The 15,718-nt window shown below is 57.0% G+C and carries 17 protein-coding genes; 12 read left to right on the forward strand and 5 right to left on the reverse strand.

Annotation, left to right across the window (positions count from 1 at the left end; all coding sequences use genetic code 11):
- Positions 1-11: 11 nt before the first annotated feature.
- Entirely contained in the window at positions 12-1,322 is a 1,311-nt protein-coding gene (locus tag ACK3SC_RS17610; RefSeq protein ID WP_416841554.1) for an MFS transporter, read from the forward strand.
- A gap of 6 nt (positions 1,323-1,328) precedes the next feature.
- On the opposite strand, the gene ACK3SC_RS17615 is transcribed toward ACK3SC_RS17610, so the two are convergent.
- Positions 1,329-1,919, reverse strand: coding sequence for a hypothetical protein (locus ACK3SC_RS17615; RefSeq protein ID WP_416841555.1), 591 nt, complete (start codon positions 1,917-1,919; stop codon positions 1,329-1,331).
- Positions 1,920-2,210: 291 nt separating this feature from the next.
- Here ACK3SC_RS17615 and ACK3SC_RS17620 point away from each other — a divergent pair, with 291 nt between their 5' ends.
- The 4 genes from ACK3SC_RS17620 to ACK3SC_RS17635 all read left to right on the forward strand — a co-directional run bounded on the left by ACK3SC_RS17620 (position 2,211) and on the right by ACK3SC_RS17635 (position 5,506).
- Entirely contained in the window at positions 2,211-2,849 is a 639-nt protein-coding gene (locus tag ACK3SC_RS17620) for an NADPH-dependent F420 reductase (protein WP_416841556.1), read from the forward strand.
- Between the two features lie 157 nt (positions 2,850-3,006).
- Positions 3,007-3,321, forward strand: a complete 315-nt coding sequence (locus tag ACK3SC_RS17625; protein WP_416841557.1) for a HalOD1 output domain-containing protein — start codon at positions 3,007-3,009, stop codon at positions 3,319-3,321.
- A gap of 135 nt (positions 3,322-3,456) precedes the next feature.
- Positions 3,457-4,791, forward strand: a complete 1,335-nt coding sequence (gene glmM, locus ACK3SC_RS17630) for a phosphoglucosamine mutase (RefSeq protein WP_416841558.1) — start codon at positions 3,457-3,459, stop codon at positions 4,789-4,791.
- 109 nt (positions 4,792-4,900) lie between these two features.
- Entirely contained in the window at positions 4,901-5,506 is a 606-nt protein-coding gene (locus tag ACK3SC_RS17635) for a nitrous oxide reductase accessory protein NosL (RefSeq protein ID WP_416841559.1), read from the forward strand.
- A 103-nt stretch (positions 5,507-5,609) separates the two neighbouring features.
- Here the strand turns inward: ACK3SC_RS17635 and ACK3SC_RS17640 are convergent, their stop codons facing one another.
- Together ACK3SC_RS17640 and ACK3SC_RS17645 are read right to left on the reverse strand one after the other, a co-directional pair.
- Entirely contained in the window at positions 5,610-6,032 is a 423-nt protein-coding gene (locus ACK3SC_RS17640) for a hypothetical protein (protein WP_416841560.1), read from the reverse strand.
- 946 nt (positions 6,033-6,978) lie between these two features.
- The gene (locus ACK3SC_RS17645) at positions 6,979-7,257 is read right to left on the reverse strand and encodes a PadR family transcriptional regulator (RefSeq protein WP_416841561.1); all 279 of its coding nucleotides are present in this window, start codon (positions 7,255-7,257) and stop codon (positions 6,979-6,981) included.
- Between the two features lie 344 nt (positions 7,258-7,601).
- Between ACK3SC_RS17645 and ACK3SC_RS17650 the strand changes: the two genes are divergently transcribed.
- The 5 genes from ACK3SC_RS17650 to ACK3SC_RS17670 all read left to right on the forward strand — a co-directional run bounded on the left by ACK3SC_RS17650 (position 7,602) and on the right by ACK3SC_RS17670 (position 13,406).
- Positions 7,602-8,135, forward strand: a complete 534-nt coding sequence (locus ACK3SC_RS17650) for a transcriptional regulator (RefSeq protein ID WP_416841562.1) — start codon at positions 7,602-7,604, stop codon at positions 8,133-8,135.
- A gap of 485 nt (positions 8,136-8,620) precedes the next feature.
- The gene (locus tag ACK3SC_RS17655; RefSeq protein ID WP_416841563.1) at positions 8,621-9,262 is read left to right on the forward strand and encodes a hypothetical protein; all 642 of its coding nucleotides are present in this window, start codon (positions 8,621-8,623) and stop codon (positions 9,260-9,262) included.
- A 327-nt stretch (positions 9,263-9,589) separates the two neighbouring features.
- On the forward strand, positions 9,590-10,759 hold the full coding sequence (locus ACK3SC_RS17660; RefSeq protein ID WP_416841564.1) for a sugar phosphate nucleotidyltransferase: 1,170 nt from the start codon (positions 9,590-9,592) through the stop codon (positions 10,757-10,759).
- Positions 10,759-12,576 (forward strand): glutamine--fructose-6-phosphate transaminase (isomerizing), encoded by a 1,818-nt coding sequence (gene glmS / locus ACK3SC_RS17665; RefSeq protein ID WP_416841565.1) that lies wholly within the window; start codon positions 10,759-10,761, stop codon positions 12,574-12,576. Before ACK3SC_RS17660 ends, glmS begins: the two co-directional genes overlap by 1 nt.
- A gap of 269 nt (positions 12,577-12,845) precedes the next feature.
- Positions 12,846-13,406, forward strand: a complete 561-nt coding sequence (locus ACK3SC_RS17670; RefSeq protein ID WP_416841566.1) for an ArsR/SmtB family transcription factor — start codon at positions 12,846-12,848, stop codon at positions 13,404-13,406.
- A 49-nt stretch (positions 13,407-13,455) separates the two neighbouring features.
- On the opposite strand, the gene ACK3SC_RS17675 is transcribed toward ACK3SC_RS17670, so the two are convergent.
- A complete protein-coding gene (locus ACK3SC_RS17675) occupies positions 13,456-13,680 on the reverse strand; it encodes a harpin-binding protein (protein ID WP_416841567.1) in 225 nt (74 codons plus the stop codon).
- Between the two features lie 161 nt (positions 13,681-13,841).
- Here ACK3SC_RS17675 and ACK3SC_RS17680 point away from each other — a divergent pair, with 161 nt between their 5' ends.
- Both ACK3SC_RS17680 and ACK3SC_RS17685 read left to right on the forward strand, forming a co-directional pair.
- A complete protein-coding gene (locus ACK3SC_RS17680) occupies positions 13,842-14,624 on the forward strand; it encodes a DICT sensory domain-containing protein (RefSeq protein ID WP_416841568.1) in 783 nt (260 codons plus the stop codon).
- A 94-nt stretch (positions 14,625-14,718) separates the two neighbouring features.
- Complete coding sequence (locus ACK3SC_RS17685) at positions 14,719-15,075, forward strand: hypothetical protein (RefSeq protein WP_416841569.1); 357 nt, start codon at positions 14,719-14,721, stop codon at positions 15,073-15,075.
- Positions 15,076-15,189: 114 nt separating this feature from the next.
- Here ACK3SC_RS17685 and ACK3SC_RS17690 read toward each other — a convergent pair whose 3' ends face one another.
- Positions 15,190-15,612, reverse strand: coding sequence for a hypothetical protein (locus tag ACK3SC_RS17690; protein WP_416841570.1), 423 nt, complete (start codon positions 15,610-15,612; stop codon positions 15,190-15,192).
- Positions 15,613-15,718 lie beyond the last annotated feature (106 nt).

Below are 15,718 nucleotides of genomic sequence, written 5' to 3' on the forward strand. Positions count from 1 at the left end.
CCCTCCGACTGATGGATGCACGTCGGGACTCCGTCGACGCGTTCGATTCGTTTCGGCAGTTCGTCGGCCTCGAACGTGACGTGTTCGTCCTCTCGGTCGCGATGCTGGCGTTCAGCCTCTCGTTTCAAATGACGGGCCGGTACATCCCCGAGTATCTTCGCGTGCTCGGGACGGGTGCGACCGTCGTTGGGCTGTACGGGAGCGTCGGAAATCTCATCGGGGCGCTCTATCCGTACCCCGGTGGCGCAATCTCGGACCGACTTGGCTCTCGACTCTCGCTGACACTCTTTGGGACCGTCTCGTCTGCTGGCTTTCTCCTGTGGTTCGTCGCACCGTCGATACCACCGGTGACACTCGGCGGCGCCTCGATCGAACCGTGGGTGTGGATCTTCGTGGGTCTCTTTTTCACCCAGGCGTGGAAGTCGTTCGGCCTCGGCGCGACGTTCGCCATCGTCAAACAGAGCGTCCCCCCGTCGAGATTGGCGATGGGCTTTGCCAGCACGGAAATCTTTCGCCGTATCGGCTTCTTGCTCGGCCCGCTCATCGCGGCGACACTCCTCGCCGTCACTGCGTCGTTCGTCGTCGGGTTCAGATACGTCCTCGTCGTCGCGGCGGGATTCGGAATCGTCGCCACGGTGGTCCAACACGTTCTCTACGACGCCAGCGAAGATTCGCTCGGGAAGTCGTTCGAAGGCCTCTCACAACTTCGTTCGGACCTGCGCTCGCTGCCCGACACGCTTCGACCACTCCTCGTCGCCGACACGCTCGTCCGGTTTGCGAACGGGATGGTCTACGTCTTCTTCGTCATCGTCGTCACCGACTTTCTCGCGGTTGGGTTCTCCGGATTTGGTGTCTCTCTTCGTCCTGACGCGTTCTTCGGCATCTTACTCGGCGTCGAGATGGCCGTCGCCATCGTGACGAAACTCCCCGTCTCGAAACTCGCCGAACGAACCGGACTCAAACCAATCGTCGCACTGGGATTTTTCGTCTACGCTGTCTTTCCCGCTCTCCTCATCTTCGCGCCGACAAATCAGTGGGTGCTCGTCGCCCTCTTTGCCTTCTCGGGACTCCGGTTCGCCGGATTACCAGCACACAAGGCGCTCATCGTCGGCCCTGCCGAACAGAACGCGGGCGGTCGAGTGACTGGGGCGTACTATCTCATCCGAAACACCATCGTCATCCCGAGCGCAGTACTCGGCGGGTGGCTCTACGCGAGAGATCCGACGCTGGCGTTCGGTCTCGCGTCGCTCGTCGGACTCGTCGGTGTCGGGTATTTCGCGGTCCGGGGAAAAGAGTTCGAAGCCTACGCAAGGGGAGTGTAAATCCGCTTAATTAGGCGTCAGTAACGTGAGTTCGTAGTAGTACATCTCGTCGATGTCGCCACGGAAGTTGAGGTGGATGAGGGCCTTTCCGTCACTGGGGATGTTGTTGCTCACGTCGGAGTCTTCGCTGATGAGTTCTCCATCTGCATCGTACATCCTGCCTTGGACCGTAAGCCGACCGATTGCCGAACTCGCCGAAACCGAGAGGCCGACTTTGTAAACGCTCTCGTCTTCGTCGACCTTTGCGTAGTTCTGCCACGCTTTTGCGGACAGGAGGTCTGAGGAGACGATGACGCCGGGAACCGGCCCTTTGGTCAGAAGCGTCCCGACGACTGCCGGGTCGTCTTCCTCGCGCGTGAAGTCGATTCGGTCTTCCAGTGCGTCACTGTCGACTTCGGGGGTCGATTCAGGGGTCGACTCTGGCGTCGATTCCGGCGTCGGTTCTGGTGTGGTCGGTGCTGGCTTTGGATTTTGCTTGTTCCCACCGTCTTGCTGGGAGTTTGATCCTGGGGAGGTGGTGTCACCGCTTCCGCCGAGACACCCGGAGATGAGCACGATGCCCACACCGACTCCACCGAGAAATTGACGTCTGTGCATAGGAGTACTACGTGAACATATATATTAATTTATGATTGTCCTGAAAATCAGAACGTATCGCATCCGAGAAGGTCTGGAGCGGTTATACAGTGTCTAACCCGTCTAACTAGGCTGTTGATATGTTCTCGCAATCCGTTCCTGATAGCGGGGGTATCGATACGTTCTGGGGGGTCGCTGGTGAACGGTTTCCGTTCCTCGAGACCGGCGTTCGAGTGCTTCGTCGAGACCGACGTGTGCGCCTCGGGTGAGAATCTACACAAGATTCAATTTGTCAAACAATCATCTTTGTTCATGGACATTGGGATTCTCGGTGCTGGCCGACTTGGTGGGACGCTGGCGCAACTCTTCGTCGAAGCGGGCCACGAGGTCGCCATCGCGAACAGGACGGGGCCAGAATCACTCACTGACCTCACCGACATGTTCGGTTCGAAAATCCGCGCCGTCACGCCCGAACGCGCGATACAGTTCGGTGAAGTCGTGTTCCTCGCGCTTCCGTTCCGGAACCGCCGTGGCCTCCCTGCAGCGGAGCAGTTTGCGGAGAAAATCGTCGTCGACGCGACGAACCCGTACACGGAGAACTATCACGTCATCGACCTAGGCGACCGAACGTCTTCGGAAGTCATTGCGGCACAACTCCCCGACGCACGTGTCGTCAAGGCGTTCAACACGATCTACTGGGAGACACTCCGCGACTTCGGCCACCCGGAACTTCCCGAAGACGAGCGATTTGCCATCTTTCTGGCCGGCGACGACCCCGAGGCCAACGAGACGGTCGCTGAGTTGATACGCGACATCGGGTTTGGGCCGGTTGATACTGGACCGCTCACCATCGGTGGGCCCTTACTCGAACCCGGTGCTGCGTTGTACAACCGAGAGATTTCGACCGCAGAAGCCCGTGAGAAGACCCGACAACTGCTTCCACGTCGGTGAGACAGTTGGCCACTCCGTAGTGTCCCGATTTTTGATATTGTGTCGAATTTCCAACACCACTACTCGTATACGAATCTGTGATATTCACGAATTACAACTGTTCACAAATAGCACGGATTTAAGAGTGATGAACTCACATCGTGGAACGTCAAGCACCATGATGGCACAGACGATCCAATGGAAAGAGTCCCGGGTTACTCACGAAGAAGAGACAGGAGTCTATCGAGTCGACCGAGACAGTTCCGAACCTCTGAGCACGAATGTGGTGATGAGTATTGCAGCGATCGAGGACATCCGTCCGACACAACTACCACCACTTGCGGGCACTATCGACCCTGATGCCCTCAATACGCTCTTCGAGTGTTCTGATGACGCCTTCCTCTCTTTTTCATACGCGGGCTATCGAGTAACCCTAGACACGCTGGGTTCTATCGAGATAATGCATCTCGATGACGCCCACCCCGTACACTAACCGAACAGTCCTCCCAATAAACGAGTCTCTTCTCCGCGACCTCCAGCTGCCCACGTGAGAGTAGGATTCACCTGAAAATTCGAGCGTGTTAGTAGGTGACGTATACCAAAACGTTCTGTCGGCATCACTTTTGGTATGTTCGGAACGAGTGGAATCCGTGGTCCGGTCGGCCGAACCGTGACCGCAGACCTCGCCCTACGAATCGGCCGCGCCGTCGGCCATGACGCTCGATTAGTCGTCGTCGGCCAAGATGCTCGCCTCAGTGGCGACGTGCTCGCTGATGCAGTTAGCGTCGGCGTCCGTGAGTGCGGCGCTGACGTCGTCCGTCTCGGTGTCGTCTCGACACCAACCGTTGCCCGAGCCGTCGGATGGACTGGGGCGGACGCCGGCATCGGCGTCACCGCGTCGCACAACCCGGCGTCGGATAACGGCTTGAAACTCTGGACGCCGAACGGCCGCGCATTCGACAAAGAACAAACTCGCGACATCGTTCATCGACTGAACCGCAACGATATCTCATCTGCTGCGTGGGACGAACTCGGCCGCGAACGGGCGTGGCATGATGGGCCCGCCCGACACGTGGACCATCTCGTCTCGTCGTTCGAATCAGCCGACTCGTTGGACGACGTCGCTGTTGCGTTCGACCTTGGAAACGGAACGGGACGTGTCTCTGTCGATGCCCTCTACGAACTTGGTGTGACGGTCAACACGCTGGACGGACAACAAGACGGCCGGTTCCCGGCGCGGAAGAGCGAACCCAATGGGACGACGCTGTCCGCACTTCGCCGAACTGTTCCTGCGCTCGACGCGGATATCGGCCTCGCTCACGATGGCGACGCCGACAGATTAGTCGCTGTGGACGAAACTGGAGAGTACGTCTCCGGCGATTATCTTCTCGCCCTGTTCGCTCGCGACGCCGTCACGTCGGGGCAGTCCGTCGCCGTTCCCATCGATACGAGTCTCCTCGTCCAGGACGTCGTCGAAAACGCTGGCGGTCGTGTTACGTACACGCCAGTCGGTGACGTACACGTCGCAGAAGCGGTCGAACGACCGGGATACATCTTCGGTGGAGAACCGTCAGGTGCGTGGATTTGGCCCGACGAGACGCTCGCTCCGGACGGTCACTACGCGGCGATGAAACTCACGGAACTCGTCGCTCGCGATGGTCCACTCTCCGAACAGATTCGCTCGCTCGGTGGTGACGCGTACACCACTCGCCGTCTCAGTCTGTCGTTCGACAACAAACACAAAGCGATGGACCGTATCGCTCGGGACGTTCACGCCCAGTACGACAACGTCGATACGATAGACGGTATCCGAGTCGATACCGACGACGGGTGGTTCCTCGTCCGTGCGAGTGGGACGGAGCCGTTGGTTCGAATCACGGTCGAGGCACGCGACCCTGTGGACGCTGATAATCTCTTCGAGGAGATTCGTTCGCTCGCAGAAGGTGCACGAGTCGTCGCCTGACCACTGGCACACTCGATTCTGCCGTTCACTCATCCCTCCTGGTCCACACTCGACGCACACAATCTCATGGTTTAACTATCATCACGGCTGAGTTCGAGATATCGAACCGATGGATCTCGACCGCTTTCCCCTCTCTGACTCATCTCCCTCGATAACACGACGCGGGGCGTTGAAAGCCATCGCCGGTAGTACTCTCGTGGCAGTTGCTGGCTGTCTCGGTGGCGACCCAGACCCCACACCGGACCCGGTTGACCTCTCCGGTGGCAAAGAAGACGACCAGGGTGGGATGGTTATCGGCAACCACGCCGGTCCAAACGGACAGATATTCTACCGCGATAACTCACCTCGCGGCCACGACAACCCTGCGTGGTTCCACACGTTGAGCATGGGGCTGTTCCCGTACTACTTCGAGCACGAGCGGATGGGCTGGGAGGCGACTGCCATATACGTCACTGACTATTCTCTCGTCGATTTCACGGTGACAGATGACGATGGACAATCGTTCATTTCCACGCATACTGGTACCGACACGTTCGGTGACGCCACAGAGATGGACTTCGTCGTTGACAGTTCAGTCCACGGCGGGATGGGACCTGACCTGCTCCCATTTTCGGACGTCGCTGATGCCAACTCGTTCGTCGACGAGTACGGAGGGTCGACCGTCGAATTCGCTGACGTGACGAGTGAGTGGCTAAGCGGGTATCTTCGGTCGTAACTCACGGTCAGTTCGTCGCGTTCGCTGCGAGGTCGCCCGCCGCTGTAGACCGTCGTCTGGTCGAGAAAAATGTGGAGGGACGACAGCCGTCAGGATGCCGCACTCAGAAGGAGTTGGTGGGGATTCGGACGCCGTCGACGTAGACCGACACGGAGTCGGTCGCTTGGAAGTTCGTAATGTCACCGGCGAACCGGTACGTCCGCGAACCACCGCTTACGGTTCCTTCTGCTGCTGGTCCGACGACACCCATCGTGCTCAGTGCATCGTTCGAGTTGAGGGGTGTAATCGTTCCGTCTACAGTCACTTCGAACGACGAGAGTGACCCGGTTCCTGCCACGACGAGCGTGTGTTCACCGTTGTTGGAGGAGCTATCGTCGGACTGTTCTTGTGCCGAGCCAACCCCAGAGACTCCTGCGAGTGCACCCGCAGCAGTGACTGAACCGACGAGTGCGAGGTAGCCGCGCCGGCCGACTGTGTTCTGGTCGTTGTTCTTGGGGTCCTGCTCGGTGGACCGTTCGCTTACCATGTCTCTGGAGTTGTGGATATGGGCCATAAATGTTGCGATAATTACATTAGTAAGAACACATGAATATCTATATTCGTTATTATTAGCTTGGCAACATTCGGTATTTCTAATAACTCGCTAGTTGGCAATTTCCCCAAGAATCGAGTGACGTAGGCGTATTATAGTCGTATTAATCACTTACTTATGGCCGTATTAATCACCATATTGACGGACAGGAAAACATGCTAAGATATCTGGTATATTTTGGCCATTTCCAATGTCACAAAACGTGATAACTTTCTGCCCGACTCGTGGTTGATACGGCGGTGAGAACTGAGCCAACTCCCCGCCGTCTGGCTAAAACCCGGTCGAGCACAGTCCCTGTCTCTTTCTTTACTGGACGAATGTAGGGTTCTCCGAAACGAGGCGTCTACGCACCGATTCGACACTGTTCTGTCGGCTTGAGCCGGTGTCAAACACACCATCAACAAGCCATCAACTCACCACCAAGACACAACTAATCTACAATCAATCTACAACCAATCTACAACCAACACCCACACCAACATACCTCCCAACACACCCTCCTACCAAACGAGGCGGGAACTGACTGTACTACTCACAGTCTGTTGCGAGCAGTTTCCACTGCCTCTCTCGGCCCGCCTACGGGAGTACCGAAACACCATGAGCGTGTCTGAGGCTCCCAAAGACGGACCGAGTTCGGCAATGGTTGAATTGGCACGGTTGACAACAGCGATCGCTCGTGGACAAGCTGATGGCTGTGCCACTCATCCGCTCTGGTCACACAGTGACCGAAGAAAAGGTGATACGCCAGGCTCGTTTGGAAGTGTGGTGCTGTCGGGATCTCTCTCGACGGGGCAACTAAGACGAACGAAGCATATCAGTAGCTGTTCGAAGCGACGGGCGTTCGACCCGGTTTCGTGTCGGAGCACTCACTTTTGCTTGTTTATCCAAGGAATCCAACGTGTTGGTCTTCCCAGTCTCTACGCGCGAGAATTGATTCACGGCCTTTTTCGGACATCTCGTAGAAATTTGTCCGCCGGTCGTGTTGACCTTTGTTTACGTATCCTTGTTCCACGAGTGCGTCGAGGTTTGGGTAGAGGCGACCATGATTCACTTCACCGACGTCTCTGCTGATCATCTCTTTTATCTCTTGGCCGGATGGGCGTTCTGCTCCAGCAATCACGTACAGCAGGTCTCGTTGGAAGCCAGTCAGTTCGAACATGTAGTCTCAACACATAATATCGCCGTACTCTGGTATTGTTAGCCACCTCTATACTAGATAATTGGTTTCATTACCGCTCGATATACGAAATCGCTCACGTTCCATTCGATTGACTTTTCTCAACAGGCTCGAAACAGGAAATCATCCCGAACATCGAGATAAAACCGCGTCACTGACCGTCTGTCGATGTCTGAATGTCTAATGAACATGAACTTAATTTTCTCCCAATAGTAGCACCGGGGATAGCAGAAATGTCACGATAACAAAGGTCACATGGGGTGTACTCTGTTCAACCGGAGTTTGGTCCATACGCGCGTCGTGCGCGGGGCCGTCCGCACACGACGATGACATCTCTATCAAAAGACGAACTGTTTCGCATCCTCAGCAACTCTCGCCGGAGGCAAATCCTGTATTTCCTCCATCGAGCGGACGGTCCCCTCTCTTTGAAGGAACTTGCTGCGATGGTCGCCTCCAGAGAAAACGAGACCACGCTCGAGGAAGTGACCGACGAAGAACGCCAGCGAGTCTATATCTCGTTGTACCAGACCCACCTCCCCAAACTCGAGTCAGCAGGGCTCGTCCGATACGACGAAGAGGAACGAACCGTTTCACTCGTCTCCGATGTCGCTACACAAGGGTTCTTTTGGATGCAGCCCGAGACACAGCGATCGTGGACTCAGTACTACGGCTCGTTAGGCGTGGTCGGGTGGCTGTTGATTATCGGACTGTGGGCTGAACTCCCCGTGTTTTCACTGTTGTCGTGGGCCGCAGTTGCCGCGTTCGTCTCCACAGCACTCCTCGTTTTGGTACTTGCGCAGTACTTCCTCGAAGGGCAGACTGGCGCACCGTCAGATGCGTTCGAATCACTCGTCGAATAACAACGTAGACTGTGCGTGCCCGTGTCGAGGGCTCTGTTGACATATGTATCTGGTACTCCCACATTTTGACATTAGTGATTTTTCAATATTCGATTTCTAGCCATCAGCATTCTGAAAGTTCAGTGAATTCTGGAAGTCAAATCCATGTAAAAACGAGAGACTCTCCACGAGTAGAAAATATCTCTAATACTATCGGAGTAATTGAAAATCAGATTTAACATAGATTGTTACATTCACTTTACTCGCACATTTTGAGAGAGATTCCCACGGACAAATCAGAGTGTGGGACTGTCAGGCAGGTATATATCCTCAACTGTCGTATTGACTCGTTAACCCTCGTGTGTTGGATGCGCCTGGTGGAGCACCCAACCTGTGGCTGTGACTAACCCGTGGTGGATTCGAAAACCACGAGAAGTATCACAGACTAATCCGCAGAGATGGTCGAAATTTAGCAATTTCGAAAGTGGGGGAGGAAGGAACATACAATGGTTACAGATTCGCTACAGACCAACACTGAAGCCGTCGAACAGACGGCACCTGAACAGCTCGCAGAGAAGACCGGTGGTGCACAGGATGTCTCTGAGCAACACGAACCAGAACAGCTCTCGAAGGACATCATCTTCGAGATACTCAAGAACCAACGACGCCGCGACGCCCTCCAATATCTGAAAAACAACGACGGTGAAGCAAAACTCGGAGATATGGCCGAATTCATCGCTGCCAAAGAAAACGGCATCGACATCAACGCTCTCTCGTCGAGTCAACGCAAGCGCGTCTACATTGGTCTCTACCAGTGCCACCTCCCGAAGATGGACTCCGCTGGAATCATCGAGTTCGACAAGAACCGCGGCGACATCACGTTGCTCGATACTGCGGAACAGCTCGAAGCATACCTCCACGGAGATGTCTCGGGTGGGGAGGAATCGACTGAAGAGCCAGTGAGTTTCGTCTCGTCACCCAAGCGTAACCTCACGATTGCGGCCGGTGTGGCAGCAACCGTTTCCGCTGGACTCCTCGGATTCCCAGGCCTCGAACAGGTCCCCGCAGCAGGATGGGCCGTCCTGAGCACCGCGACGCTCATGGCCATCACCGCGATGGAATCGTACAAGGGCCGTCTCAGCGCCTAATCTTCGAACGACGCTGCCCTGTTTTTGCTGAAGTTCGGGGGTTTCCCCCGAGTGTACCCGTCTGTCCGACAGTAGACCGATCTACTGTCTCTCACCGAGTGTGGTCGATTAGGACCCCCGATACTACCAGCCCTGTAGATTTCACAGGCTGCACGCCATGCCACTCTGTCACACATGGTCCCCTAACTCGACTGTTGCAGCGAGAATTGGCTGTATAACAATCCCCGTCGCTCCCCCAGACTCTGTTATGACTTACTCTCGACCACGAACTCGTCTTGAGGTGGCACACGTCGTTCCTGAGGTGGCACACGTCGTGGGGGACCCGGCATGAACGACCGAATCACCGAAGCAGTCGTCCTCGCGGCGGGTGAAGGCCGTCGACTGCGGCCACTCACCACGTTCCAGCCAAAGCCAATGTTGCCTGTGGCAAACAGACCTGTCGTCGAATACGTCCTCGACTCACTGTTCGAGTGTGGCATCGACCACGTCGTCGTCGTCGTTGGATACCGGTCGGACCGGATTCAGATGCATCTGTCGGCCCGGTATCCGGACGCGAATATCGACTTCGTCCACCAGGAGTCCAGACTCGGAAGCGGTCACGCCCTCTTACAGGCTGAGGGATACGTCGGTGACTCGTTCGTCGTCTGCAACGGCGACAACATCATCAACGCTGACATCGTCTCGAAGGCGTTAGAACGGTTCTCGGTGACCGACTCGGTCGCGACGGTCGCTGTCGCGAGTTCCGACACACCGGAAGAGTACGGTGTCGTCGTCGAGACCGACGGCCGTATCTCCGATATCGACGAACACCCTGTCACCAACGAGGGCTATCTCGTCAACGCGGGTGTGTACGTCTTCGATTCGACCGTCTTCGATGCATTACGACGGACACCCTCACACGACGGTGAGACCCGGCTTCCGGACGTCATCCACTACCTCGATGGGTTCGTCTCTTCGGTCATCGTCAACGGTGGCTGGCTCGACCCGTCGCACCCGTGGGGTCTTCTCTCGGTGACTGAGACACTTCTCGCACGGCTCGAATCCTCGTCTATTTCGGACTCTGCCCGTATTCACGAGCGGGCAGTTATCGAACACCCGGTCGTCATCGGCGACGACTGCGTCGTCGGGCCGGGTGCTGTCATCGGGCCGTGCGCCTGTCTGCAGAACAACGTCACCGTCGGTGCCAACAGTGTCGTCGAGCGGTCGATCCTCTCGACTGACGCCCGTGTCGATACGACGACTGTGCTCCGCGATTCTGTCGTCGGCACTGGTGCGCATATCGGTGATGGCGTCGTCTCGCCCGGTGGGCGTGCGGATGTCATCCTCGAGGGTCGCCTGTACACCGACCGTTATCTCGGGAGCATCGTCGGCGATCGTGCGCACGTCGGACCGAACGTGACGCTCGCCCCGGGAAGTCGCGTCGGTGCCGAAGCGATCGTCGGCGCTGGAACGACCGTCCACGGTGACGTCCGCGAACGCGTGGAGGTGATGCACTGATGTGCGGAATCACCGCGTGCATCGGAACCGAGAACTCAGTTGAGTTGCTCATCGACGGACTCCGACGCTTGGAGTACCGCGGCTACGACTCTGCAGGTATCGCTGTGAAGAACGAGAACGGAATCTCGGTGACCAAGCGCGTCGGTGAGGTGTCGGAACTCGTGGCGGCAGTCGAGCAGAACCCGATCTCGGGAACGTTCGGCATCGGCCACACTCGGTGGGCCACCCACGGTGGTGTCACCGACGGCAACGCACACCCCCACACCGACGAATCGGGTCGTATCGCAGTCGTCCACAACGGTATCATCTCGAACTACCAGCCCCTCCGCGCAGAACTCGAATCGAAGGGCCACACGTTCAGCAGCGAAACGGACACCGAAGTGGTGCCACACCTCATCGAGGAGAATCTCCGTAACGGTGCGTCTCCTGAAGCGGCGTTCCGCGCTGCGATTGGCACGCTCTCTGGGAGTTACGCCATCACCGCAATCATCGGGGACGAACAGGCCATCTTCGCGACTCGCTCGGGGTCGCCGCTCGTCCTCGGCGTCGGCGACGGAGAGTACTACCTCGCGAGCGACGTTCCGGCGTTCATCCAACACACGCCACGAGTGGTCTACCTCCACGACGGTGATTTCGTCGTGACCACGCCCGACGGCTACACGATTACCGACTCCGCTGGGCGGTCGGTCGATAGACCAATCGAGTACATCGAGTGGGACCCCGAGACGGCGACGAAAGGGGGCTACGAACACTACATGTACAAGGAGATTAACGAGCAACCCGGCGCGCTGCGTCGAACGACGCAGGGCCGTCTCAACACGCACACTGGCGGTGCCGAGTTAGAAGAGTTCCCACCCGGAGCGTTCGCCGACATCTCGCAGATTCACCTCGTCGCGATGGGAACCTCCCACCACGCGGGGATGTACGCGGCGTCGCTGCTCAACGCTCGTGGTATCCCCGCGTACGCGTTCATGTCCGGTGAGTACTCGGTCATCAAACCGCCGGTGACGCCAAACACGCTCGTCATCGCTGTGAGCCAATCCGGTGAGACGGCCGACACGCTCGATGCCATCCGGCGGGCCCGTGCCGCAGGGGCACGAACGCTTGCCCTCACGAACGTCGTCGGGTCGTCGATGACTCGTGAGTGTGACGACGAGTTGCTGCTGCGTGCAGGTCCAGAAATCGGGGTCGCTGCCACCAAGACGTTCTCGTCCCAGGTGGCTGCACTCGCACTCCTCGCCGAACGGATAGCCGAAGATTACAACGGCACCAAGTCTCCAGACTCTCGCGAACTGATTGACGCACTCGCACGGCTCCCCGGGGATGTCCAGGAGATACTCGACACGTCCATTGCTCGTGAGATCGCAATCGAGTACGAAGACAGCGACGCGTACTTCTTCATCGGACGTGGATCTGCCCACCCCGTCGCCCTCGAAGGCGCGCTGAAGTTCAAAGAGATATCGTACGAGCACGCCGAGGGATTCGCGGCATCGGAACTCAAACACGGTCCACTCGCGCTCGTCACCCCAATCACGCCCGTGTTTGCAATCTTCACTGGCCACGAAGACGAGGCGACGCTGAGCAACATGAAGGAAGTTCAGGCCCGTGGCGCGCCAGTCATCGCCGTCACCAGCGACGAATCCAGAGAAGTCGTCGAGTTCGCAGACCACGTGCTCACGATTCCCGACACTCACCCCGAAGTTGCGGGAATTCTCGCGAACGTCCAACTCCAACTCGTAGCGTACCACGCTGCGAACTTGCTCGAACGACCAATCGACAAGCCACGGAACCTCGCGAAGTGCGTCACAGTCGAGTGAGTGAGCGACTGGTGTGACACAACGTTCACACCATCGTGTCCGCAGTTCCTCGTGCCTCCGCCCGTCTGTCGTAGCCGCTTTTTCGGTTAACGAAGGTCCGCCGAGCTCGTTGAGCGTTCCACGTTTTTGCAGACTCACGCCCCGATAGTGCGCGTCATTCACCGAAAGAACGCGGTAGTTCGACCGAAAGAACGCATCAGTTCGACTGAAAGTATTCGAAAACTGTAGGCGTGGATTACATATCGTTTGCCAACGTCTGATAGGTCAGCATGACGCGCCGAGACCTCGTTGACAACGTGCTTTCCTCGTCAGACGACCCTGATGGTCCGTTGACGGACGAGACCAAGGACGTCACGTCATCCGAAAGTACCGACGTTCCCCCTGAATCCAACGACGACGAACTTCTCGACGCACTCGGAGACAGCGTCTCACGCGAAGTGCTTCTCGCGTGTAAACAGTCCCCCATGACCGCTGAAGAACTCGCAGAGAACTGTAGCGTCTCTGAATCGACGATTTACCGTCGTCTCGAGACACTCTCTTCGCTCGGACTCATCGAACGAAGCCAGCGTGTTGGCTCTCCGAGTAAGACGTGTTACGAGACTGTCGTCGATGGCTTATCTATCCACCTCGGTGACGACTTACGGGTCGAGGCCGGCGCGAGCAACTACGTCGTCGACTCGATGCGGACGCTTCTCGCTGCAATCGACGTGCATCAACTCTCCTACGACCGGGAAGAAAACAGCGTCGACGTTCGGTTCGGACTCGCCCCCCACCTCCTCGATGCGCTGGTCGAACTGTACATCCGCGATACGACCACGCGCGACCAATAAGACCAGACCTGCTCGTTTTGAAATGCGTTTTTGCGGTTCGAGCTGTCGCTTACCCTCTCCACGACTCGTCTACTTCTTCGAGCACGAGTTCGACCGCTTCCGATGCGTTCCCTGCGGCGATGAGCCTCCACGCCGTAGCGGCGGTGACTGGGCCGATAAACTGCGATGCTTCGAGTCCAGCGACGATGCTCGGTGCTTCGCGGGCGAACCACGCTTCGATCCCGCCCTCAACGCGTTCGGCCTGTGACGATAACCGGTCAGACCCCGAAATCATACATAACGTACGACCTACAGGTCCATAGTTAAGAATCCACGATACGAGATAACGAGACGCATACGACTGTGGGAACTCGATTTCGAGTAGTTCTGAGAATTATACATCGTGGTAATTCCGTGCAAAGAATCATATAGTGGTGACTCGTTGGCCGACTCAGGATGTCCCTCAGCGAACTGATCGCTGGCGTCGCTGCAGACGAGCAGACGCTCACTGTCTTCAACCCCCGAAACGACGCAGTCGAGCGTCTCGCAGCGCACTTTCGGGACCGAAACATTTCGGTTCAGGAAGCGACGACGTCGAAGGGCCCATCGAACTTCGCTGTTCTTGGAACCGGTGAAAGTTTCCACACCGCAGTCGACGTAAATGCAGTCCTCAAAGACGGAGACGATATCGAACCCGGATTCGAGCGAGAGTCGTACGTTCCCATACTGGACCACCTCGACGAGACGTTGTTTCGGTCGTACGACCGCAAGCAGATGCTCAACGCGACTCGTGAGATCGAAGACCGTGCGTGGCGAGTCGGTGCAGGCGAACTCCACGCTGGATTTCAGACGGATGCGAACCTTCGGAAGCAACTCACCTCCTATCGGCAACTAGGCCGTCGTGACGACCTGTTCGTCCACGCATACATCTACCCGTCAGACTCCGTGCCAACGGTCGATGAGTTCCAACTCCATCTGGCTCGCACCGAGGAGATCCGCCACTCGTGGTTCGTCGTCTACGATGGGAACGGCGTCGATGATTACAAATGTGCACTCGTCGCAGAGGAGAACCCGCCCGGGTCTGAATTCCGTGGGTTCTGGACGTACGACCCATCTACCGTCGATTTCATCGTCAACTATCTAACGAAGACCTACTCTATCATCGAGTCTGATGGGGCGGGCGACGAGAATGCGGGTGCCTCGAACAGGTCTGGTCGTTGCTCGCGTTCGCCGAAGTAGTGAAAAACGCGATGGAACGCCGTTCGGTGCGGTGAAAATCAACACCGAGAACTGGGCGCGAATACTTACGAGTCGTGGGTTGAAACCGGGCAGTATGGTAGACGGAATCCTCCTCGAACCTTCCCAACTGAAAGGGAAAGTAAAGGGTGGCCGTGCTGGTGCGGAACTCGCTGGGATGAGTTACATCGGGTACGAGATTGCGATTACAGAGAACAGTCTGCACGTCTACGGTGACCAGTGCAACGCCGATATCACGGACGAGGACTTTCGCTATCTCATCGTCCCACTGGCGTCGATACAGGGTATCGAACTGAAAGACATGAACGACCGCGGACGAACCATCGAGATTCACGCACTCGACGACGAGATTACCCTCCACTCTGAGAACCAAACGCGTCTCTCGGAGAACCTCAAACGCGTCTTCGTCTTGCTCTCTCGGTTACTCGCGTGACCACACGCGTCCCGAGTCGGTTCGGAGCCACTCCCTCTGGAAAACTGCCTCTGGAATCACTAGTTATCCATTCTGAGCCACTCGCTGTGCACTCCAACTCCCAACGGAACTAGCTCACCGTCTCGTCGGCCGAATGTATTTGATGACCGTATCTCCTTCTGACAGACGAATCGGGCCGCTTTCAACGGCGTCGATGTCGTCTCGCCGCCAGTATTCGACGACTGGCTTGGTGTCGATTCCGTCGTCTCCCCACCGAAACTCGTGTTCGATTTCTACTGGGTGCGTTTGGTCTGGTGCCGACGGCGAGTTCGTCTCGACGATACGGGCGATACTGCCGCCCGACTGCTGCATGACGAGGATGAACTGTCCACGCTGGACGCAGCCTTCGAGGTCCAGGATAAAGTGTTCCTCACCGACCCAGATGTTGAGTTCTTCACCCTGAAGAATCACGACTGCCGCGTCGAACTCGAAGATACCGACACCCGAGGTGTGGCTCTCTCCAACGACGATTGCTGAACACGTATGTGGCTCTCTCATGAGTACTCTATGCGCTACAACGGCAGAACCACTTCGCTCATCCCAATCGGGGAGCACTCACATCCGTATCTGGTAACGGAGTGAAATCAGGTAAATTAACCGAACC

The sequence above is a fragment of the Haloferax sp. DFSO52 genome (genome assembly GCF_048158745.1).
Classification (GTDB): Archaea; Halobacteriota; Halobacteria; order Halobacteriales; family Haloferacaceae; genus Haloferax.

Excerpts from the sequence above, each read along its gene's own strand:
- ACK3SC_RS17650 (WP_416841562.1), top strand. The coding sequence starts at position 7,602 with ATGACATCTCTATCAAAAGACGAACTGTTTCGCATCCTCAGCAACTCT.
- ACK3SC_RS17620 (WP_416841556.1), top strand. The coding sequence starts at position 2,211 with ATGGACATTGGGATTCTCGGTGCTGGCCGACTTGGTGGGACGCTGGCG.
- ACK3SC_RS17635 (WP_416841559.1), top strand. The coding sequence starts at position 4,901 with ATGGATCTCGACCGCTTTCCCCTCTCTGACTCATCTCCCTCGATAACA.
- ACK3SC_RS17660 (WP_416841564.1), top strand. The coding sequence starts at position 9,590 with ATGAACGACCGAATCACCGAAGCAGTCGTCCTCGCGGCGGGTGAAGGC.
- ACK3SC_RS17640 (WP_416841560.1), bottom strand. The coding sequence starts at position 6,032 with ATGGTAAGCGAACGGTCCACCGAGCAGGACCCCAAGAACAACGACCAG.
- ACK3SC_RS17615 (WP_416841555.1), bottom strand. The coding sequence starts at position 1,919 with ATGCACAGACGTCAATTTCTCGGTGGAGTCGGTGTGGGCATCGTGCTC.
- ACK3SC_RS17655 (WP_416841563.1), top strand. The coding sequence starts at position 8,621 with ATGGTTACAGATTCGCTACAGACCAACACTGAAGCCGTCGAACAGACG.
- ACK3SC_RS17670 (WP_416841566.1), top strand. The coding sequence starts at position 12,846 with ATGACGCGCCGAGACCTCGTTGACAACGTGCTTTCCTCGTCAGACGAC.
- ACK3SC_RS17685 (WP_416841569.1), top strand. The coding sequence starts at position 14,719 with ATGGTAGACGGAATCCTCCTCGAACCTTCCCAACTGAAAGGGAAAGTA.
- glmM (WP_416841558.1), top strand. The coding sequence starts at position 3,457 with ATGTTCGGAACGAGTGGAATCCGTGGTCCGGTCGGCCGAACCGTGACC.
- glmS (WP_416841565.1), top strand. The coding sequence starts at position 10,759 with ATGTGCGGAATCACCGCGTGCATCGGAACCGAGAACTCAGTTGAGTTG.
- ACK3SC_RS17675 (WP_416841567.1), bottom strand. The coding sequence starts at position 13,680 with ATGATTTCGGGGTCTGACCGGTTATCGTCACAGGCCGAACGCGTTGAG.
- ACK3SC_RS17610 (WP_416841554.1), top strand. The coding sequence starts at position 12 with ATGGATGCACGTCGGGACTCCGTCGACGCGTTCGATTCGTTTCGGCAG.
- ACK3SC_RS17690 (WP_416841570.1), bottom strand. The coding sequence starts at position 15,612 with ATGAGAGAGCCACATACGTGTTCAGCAATCGTCGTTGGAGAGAGCCAC.
- ACK3SC_RS17625 (WP_416841557.1), top strand. The coding sequence starts at position 3,007 with ATGATGGCACAGACGATCCAATGGAAAGAGTCCCGGGTTACTCACGAA.
- ACK3SC_RS17680 (WP_416841568.1), top strand. The coding sequence starts at position 13,842 with ATGTCCCTCAGCGAACTGATCGCTGGCGTCGCTGCAGACGAGCAGACG.
- ACK3SC_RS17645 (WP_416841561.1), bottom strand. The coding sequence starts at position 7,257 with ATGTTCGAACTGACTGGCTTCCAACGAGACCTGCTGTACGTGATTGCT.